The organism is Sphingopyxis panaciterrae (assembly GCF_011762125.1).
Classification (GTDB): Bacteria; Pseudomonadota; Alphaproteobacteria; order Sphingomonadales; family Sphingomonadaceae; genus Sphingopyxis; species Sphingopyxis panaciterrae.
The window spans coordinates 452,901-458,999 of record NZ_JAASQN010000004.1 but is presented as its reverse complement, the minus strand read 5'-3'; the positions used below and the strand labels follow the sequence as shown (position 1 = coordinate 458,999).

General features: G+C 64.4%; 6 protein-coding genes. 3 read left to right on the top strand and 3 right to left on the bottom strand.

Going from position 1 to position 6,099, the window contains the following annotated elements:
* Positions 1–187 precede the first annotated feature (187 nt).
* Entirely contained in the window at positions 188–838 is a 651-nt protein-coding gene (locus tag FHR22_RS16305; RefSeq protein WP_166944711.1) for a sigma-70 family RNA polymerase sigma factor, read from the bottom strand.
* A complete protein-coding gene (locus FHR22_RS16300) occupies positions 838–1,092 on the bottom strand; it encodes a NepR family anti-sigma factor (protein WP_166944710.1) in 255 nt (84 codons plus the stop codon). Before FHR22_RS16300 ends, FHR22_RS16305 begins: the two co-directional genes overlap by 1 nt.
* A gap of 369 nt (positions 1,093–1,461) precedes the next feature.
* Here FHR22_RS16300 and FHR22_RS16295 point away from each other — a divergent pair, with 369 nt between their 5' ends.
* Positions 1,462–2,016, top strand: coding sequence for a sigma-70 family RNA polymerase sigma factor (locus FHR22_RS16295; protein ID WP_166944709.1), 555 nt, complete (start codon positions 1,462–1,464; stop codon positions 2,014–2,016).
* Between the two features lie 238 nt (positions 2,017–2,254).
* Here the strand turns inward: FHR22_RS16295 and FHR22_RS16290 are convergent, their stop codons facing one another.
* Positions 2,255–3,046 carry a response regulator gene (locus tag FHR22_RS16290; RefSeq protein ID WP_166944708.1) on the bottom strand — a complete coding sequence of 264 codons (792 nt, stop codon included), beginning with the start codon at positions 3,044–3,046 and terminating at the stop codon, positions 2,255–2,257.
* A 209-nt stretch (positions 3,047–3,255) separates the two neighbouring features.
* Between FHR22_RS16290 and FHR22_RS16285 the strand changes: the two genes are divergently transcribed.
* Together FHR22_RS16285 and FHR22_RS16280 are read left to right on the top strand one after the other, a co-directional pair.
* Positions 3,256–4,794 (top strand): sensor histidine kinase, encoded by a 1,539-nt coding sequence (locus tag FHR22_RS16285; protein WP_166944707.1) that lies wholly within the window; start codon positions 3,256–3,258, stop codon positions 4,792–4,794.
* A 50-nt stretch (positions 4,795–4,844) separates the two neighbouring features.
* On the top strand, positions 4,845–6,095 hold the full coding sequence (locus tag FHR22_RS16280) for a putative DNA modification/repair radical SAM protein (RefSeq protein ID WP_166944706.1): 1,251 nt from the start codon (positions 4,845–4,847) through the stop codon (positions 6,093–6,095).
* Positions 6,096–6,099: the final 4 nt, after the last annotated feature.

Here is a 6,099-nt window from a genome sequence, read left to right as displayed (position 1 = left end):
TGTGGGGCTGTGTTTGTGTTTCGCCTCCACACCCCCGTCCTTGGCGGGGTGTGTGGGGGGGGGGCCCGCGAGCGCAGCGAGCCAGAGGCAGAGCGCCGCCTTCGGCGGCTACCCACCCCCAGCCCCTCCCTAAAAGGGAGGGGAGAAGAACGTCCGCAATCAGCCTAAATCCGCCACAAACCTCGGCCTAACGGTTTTCGGCCTCGCGCCGTGTGGTAATCGTCTCGACGCTGTCCATGATAGCGGCCATCGCTTCGCTCGCGGGGGCGGCGTCGGCACGTTTGCGCGAGAACTGGCCGCCAGCCATGATCTCTTCGAGCGCGGCGCGGGCGCGCGACACGCGGCTTTTCATCGTGCCGAGTGCGCAGTCGCAGATATTCGCCGCTTCCTCGTACGACATGCCGCCGGCGCCAACCAGGATCAGCGCTTCGCGCTGGTCCTGCGGCAATTCCATCAGCCCGCGCTGAAGATCGGCCATTTCGCCCGAATCCTCCTGAACCGCCGGGGTCGACAGCGTGCGTTCGACGACGCCCTCGTCATATTCGCCGCGAAACTTGTTGCGGCGCATCTGCGACAGGAAGGTGTTGCGCAGGATGACGAAGGTCCAGGCCTTGATCGACGTACCGCGCTCGAACCTGTCGCGGGACGCCCACGCCTTGACCATCGTATCCTGCGTCAGGTCGTCGGCCAGGTCGGGACTACCCGACAGACTGCGGCCATAAGCGCGCAAATGCGGGATCACCGCGGCGAGAAGCGTCTTGAACTCCTGATCGGAGAGCGATTCGGCGGGCTTGTCCGTTTCGACCCGCGACTGGTGCGCGGCTTGGGGAAGGGCCATTATTGCTTCGAGCTTTTCTGATCGAGCTGCGAAAGAAGGTCGAGCATGTTGTCGGGCAATTGCTCGGCGACGATATTGCCATAGATCATGCGCAGCTTCGCGCTCACCGGTTCGGGCGACTGGCGGCCCGTGAGCGTGCGATGCCACTGGTCGCTGCCCGTTCCGGGAAAGCTGCCCTGCGCCCGTTGAGGCGCATCGGGGCCGGGGTGAGGATGCCCCTTGCCGTTGATCCTGTTGTTACCGTGCGTAGCCATGTCGGAGCAACGACAGAAGCGGCTCCGGGTTCCCGCGTCTTTTTCTTTTTGCGACGAAAGCGTTGCCAAGAAACAACAGTGTGCCTAATCCGGGCGGGCGCAAGCGCCCGGCTTGCGGCGAGGGGTCGCATCTTGCTCCGCCAGTTGGCGGGGTTTCCGGGGGAGGGGTCATGCCCGCTGTCCGCCATCCATGCTTGAGCGCCCGTCGGCCGCCCGGGGCAAGGATGTGGCGCTGCGGGTTGCATCGGCGGCGCGACGCGTTAAGCCTGAACGCTTCCCAACTCCAACAGCCATAACAAAGGCCATATTATCAGCGACGTAACACCACAGCCGCTCGACGACGACAGCTTCAAGCGCGAGCTGGCGGCCATGCTGCCGCACCTGCGTGCCTTTGGCCGCAGCCTGACCGGCAATGCCGACCTGGCCGACGATCTGGTGCAGGAGACGATGCTGAAGGCATGGAAGGCGCGGGCGCAATATATCCCCGGTCCCTCGAGCATGAAAAGCTGGGCTTTCGTCATTCTGCGCAACTGTTTCCTGTCGCAGATGCGGCGCAAGAAATTCACCGCCGATTACGACGAACTCGCCGCTGAACGGCTGCTCGTTGCGCCCGACGACCAGGACGACAGCCTGCATCTTGCCGATGTCCAGCGCGCGCTGCTGATGCTGCCCGTCGACCAGCGCGAGGCACTGGTGCTGATCGGCGCCGGCGGCCTCAGCTACGAAGAAGGTGCGGAGATTTGCGGTTGCGCGGTGGGCACAATGAAAAGCCGCGTGTCGCGTGCGCGCACCGCGCTGCACGCCATATTGGACAGCGGCACGATGCCGCTGCGCAGCGGTGATGTGCTGCCGTCGAGCGACGTGTTTCGCGCGATCATGGATGATGTCGATCATCTGACCGCGAACGGCCCGAGCGGGGATTGACTTTCGCTGGCCGGGGTTACCGTAGCTGGAATGGCGGGTTTCGGCCGGTTGCCGCCATTACCCTTATCGTCACCCCGGACTTGATCCGGGGTCCCGCTTGAAGTCAAAGACGGATTATGCGGTCAAAAAGCGGGATCCCGGATCAAGTCCGGGATGACGAAGGTGCGTCAAGCAGCGTCCGCTCTCCACCCCAATGCAGGCTTCGCTTCGGGGCAGGCCTGCGCCGCCCGAAGGCAGATTATGCGGCTAGCTGGGGGGTAAACAGCAGGCTCTGGCTGATCGCGGCACGCACCGTATTTTCGCGGAACGGCTTTGAGATCAGGAAGGTCGGCTCGACGCGGTGACCGGTGAGCAGGCGTTCGGGAAAAGCGGTGATGAAGATCGCCGGCACCGGCGCCATCGCCAAAATATCCTGAACCGCGTCGATCCCCGACGAGCCGTCGGCGAGCTGGATATCGGCGAGCACGAGCCCGGCGTCGGTGGCTTCGAAGGCGGCGACGGCGTCGGCGTGCGTCGTGGCGATGCCCGCGACCTCGTGACCGAGTGCGCGGACGATCGCTTCGAGCTCCATCGCGATCAGCGGTTCGTCCTCGATGATCAGCACCGACGTCCGCGATTCGCGATCGAGGTCATCGACCGCCTCGGCAAGCAGCCCCTCGACGGTGGCGATATCGGTGCCGGTGATCAGCGCGGCTTCGTCGACCGAAAAGCCTTCGAGCGCGGTGAGCAGCAATATCTGGCGGCCGAGCGGAGTGATGCGCGCAAGGCGGCGGTTCGCGGCGCGGACGATCGGATCCTCATCGTCGCTGCCTTCGCCATCGTCGATATAGGCGCTTTCCCAGATGCGGTGGAAATGGCGGTAGAGGTCGAGCCTTGTGCCCTGGCCGCTGTGGAATTCGCCAGGGGCGGCGACAATCACTTCGAGCAGGGTATGGACGAAATTGTCGCCGTGCTGCTGGCTGCCCGTCAGCGCGCGCGCATAGCGGCGCAGGAAAGGCAGATGGCCACGGATCTCGTCACCCAAACTCATGAAAATTCCTCCCGCTACACAGGCTTCATACGCGGTACGATGCGGTCGGGTTCCCGCAGCGGCGCGGAAAAAGCGGCAGGAGCGGCTGCAACTTGTCCCCTCCCAAAGCGTAGAGTCAGCCGGGACGCGTCGGAGCCAAGGCTTAAGCGAGTGGAATATGGTGACTTTTCCTGTCGTTTTGCCATCGTGCTTTTTTAGGAACGAAAATCATGGCAGAGCGTCCCCCACCAAGAATCGACGCGGCGGCGTCGGCACGGAGCGAGGGGCAGACATTGGCCGACGGAGGCGAAGCAACGGCGGCGGAGCGTGAACGCCGACGCCTTGACACGCTTCGCGAATATCGCCTGCTGGATACCGGACCCGAGCAAGCGTTCGACCGGGTAACCAAGCTGGTCGCCGACCTGTTCGATGCTCCGATCGCGCTCGTGTCGCTTGTCGATGATTGCCGCCAGTGGTTCAAGTCGGCCTATGGACTCGACGTCGCCGAAACCGGGCGCGACATCAGTTTCTGCCAGTTCGTGGTGACCGATGAGCAGCCGATGATCGTGACCGACGTGCTCGGTGACGAACGGTTTCGCGACAATCCGCTGGTGACGGGCGATCCCTTCATCCGTTTCTATGCCGGGGTGCCGCTGCGCGCCTATAATGGCGCGATCCTCGGCACCCTGTGCGTCATCGACCGCAAGGAGCGTGTGATGCTCGAGGCGGCCGAATTGGCGCGGCTCGAGGATTTTGCCGCGATCATCATGGCCGAGGCCGATCTGCGGCGGCTGGTTTCCGAGCGTGACGAGGCGCGGCGGATGCTCGAACGCGCACTTGATTTTTCGGGCATCGCGACGTGGCAACTCGACCCGCAGAGCGGCGGGATGCATTGGCAAGGGGCGGCCGCCGGATTGTTCGGCGCCGATTATGAAACGGCGCTGCGCACCGCGCCCGACCTGCTCGAGCGCATGCCGTCCGAAGATCGCGACCGGGTGACCGCCGCGCTGGAGGAATCGCGTGAGGGAGGTAGTCCCTATTCGGTCGAGCACCGCATCCAGCATCCCGAGCGCGGGATGCGCTGGATTGCCTCGCGCGGCGATTGGGACGTCTGGTCGAACGACGCCCGGCTGACCGGAGTCAGCATCGACATCACCGAACAGAAGAGCCGGCAGGAAAATGCCAACCTGCTGATGCGCGAACTGCACCACCGGATGCGCAACCTGTTCGCGACGGTCAGCGCGATCATCTCGCTCACCCGCCATTCGGCGAACGATGTCGACGATTATGTCGAGCGGATCACCAGCCGCCTCGACGCGCTCAACCGCGCGCAGAATGTGCTGCTCGGCGCCAATTTCATGACCGGGTCGATGCACGCGCTGATGCGCGAGGTCGAGGCGGCTTTTCCGCGCATCCGCTGGACCGGCCCCGACCTGCTGCTCCCCGAAAATGCCGTCGTCGCGATGGCGCTGCTGTTCAACGAGCTTGCGACCAACGCGGTCAAGCATGGCGCGTTGACGGGCACAGATGGCCGCGTCGACATCAGCTGGACGCAGGATGAAGAAGGTGCCGAGCCACGGCTTTTTCGCCTGACCTGGGCCGAAACGGGCGGCGCGATGCGCGTCGCCGCGCCCGAACGGACGAGCTTCGGCACGCTGCTGATCGAACGCAGCGTGCGCAACAATCTGGGCGGGACGATCGAGCGGCGCTGGGATCCGGATGGGCTGGTCGTCGATATTGCACTGCCGGCGCGGTGGCGCGACGCCTAAGCGCGCTGGACAGATTTGTTCCTTTTATGTTCTCATGCTAGGCATGGGATATGTCCACCAAGTCGATTCTGGAAAAGCTCGCCGTTCTTGCCGATGCGGCCAAATATGACGCTTCCTGCGCTTCGTCGGGGACGGTGAAGCGCGATTCGACGGCGACCAAGGGCATCGGGTCGACCGAGGGCATGGGGATTTGCCACAGCTATGCGCCCGACGGACGGTGCATTTCGCTGCTCAAGATATTGCTCACCAATTTCTGCATCTACGACTGCCGTTTTTGCATCAATCGCGCGTCGAGCAATGTTGAACGTGCGCGGTTCAGCCCGCAGGAGGTGGTGCGGTTGACGCTCGATTTCTACAAGCGCAATTATATCGAGGGGTTGTTCCTGTCGTCGGGGATTATCCGGTCGGAAGATTACACGATGGAGCAGCTGGTCGAGGTAGCGCGCATCCTGCGCGAGGAGCATCGGTTCGGCGGCTATATTCATCTGAAGACGATCGCGGGGGCCGACCCGGGGCTGATCGCGCTCGCCGGGCTTTATGCTGACCGGCTGTCGACCAACGTCGAACTGCCGACCGAAGCGGGATTACAGAGCTTTGCGCCCGAGAAAAAGCCCGAGACGATCCGCAAGACGATGGCGTCGGTGCGCGTCGGCGCCGACGATGCGATCGAGGCGGCGAAAAGCCGGCTGATCGGCAAGGCGATGCCGCCGCGCTTTGCACCGGCGGGGCAATCGACGCAGATGATTGTCGGCGCCGACGCGGCGCGCGACGATGACATATTGAAGACCGCGACCAACCTCTATTCGGGCTACCAGCTCCGCCGCGTCTATTATTCGGCCTACAGCCCGATCCCCGATGCGAGCAGCGACCTGCCGCCGGTGCGCCCGCCGCTGATCCGTGAGCACCGGCTGTATCAGGCCGACTGGCTGCTGCGCTTCTACGGCTTCGAGCGGGCGGAAATCATGGAGGGCGCGCGCGGGGGGATGCTCGATCTGGCGATCGATCCCAAGCTCGCCTGGGCGCTGATGCGGCGCGAGGCATTTCCGGTCGATATCAATCGCGCGCCGCGCGAACTGCTGCTCCGCGTGCCCGGGCTGGGCACGCGCGCGGTCGACCGGATCGTCGCCGCGCGGCGGCTGGGCAAGCTACGGCTTGGCGACCTCGCCAAGCTGACCGCCTCGGTGAAGAAGCTGCTGCCCTTCATCGTCACCCCCGATTGGCGGCCGGGCGGGCTCACCGACAGCGCCGATCTGCGCGCGCGGTTCGCGCCCCCGCCGGAACAGCTGGCGCTCGCGCTGTGAGGGA